This is a genomic window from Bacillus sp. AF62, assembly GCF_050312695.1.
GTDB classification, from domain to species: domain Bacteria; phylum Bacillota; class Bacilli; order Bacillales; family Bacillaceae_G; genus Bacillus_A; species Bacillus_A cereus.
This window is the reverse complement of sequence record NZ_JBNPJZ010000321.1, coordinates 1-239: the sequence shown is the minus strand read 5'-3', so window position 1 is coordinate 239 and position 239 is coordinate 1. Positions and strand designations below refer to the sequence as shown.

Genomic DNA, 239 nt, shown 5'->3' with positions numbered 1-239 from the left:
AACCAACGAGCAAATTCATTTTCCCACGGATTAATTTTTTCTTCTCTCCATTGCTGTAGCAATTTCGGAATTTCAATAAAATGGATTTCCAAATCTTCGAGCAACACTTCCTTATGCTGTTGACTCCAAAATTGTCCGACTGTATGTATGTCATCATATTGAGGAAAGAGATCAAAATCTAATAGATTAATCGCAATCGTTTTTCGTAAAGAACGATAGGGCATTCCTTGCTCTAATTG

At 35.6% G+C, this 239-nt stretch carries 1 protein-coding gene; it reads right to left on the bottom strand.

Annotated features, from left to right (window positions below):
- The coding region (locus tag ACQRBL_RS32995; RefSeq protein ID WP_427736509.1) for a PD-(D/E)XK nuclease family transposase at positions 1–239 on the bottom strand (239 nt) is incomplete at both ends.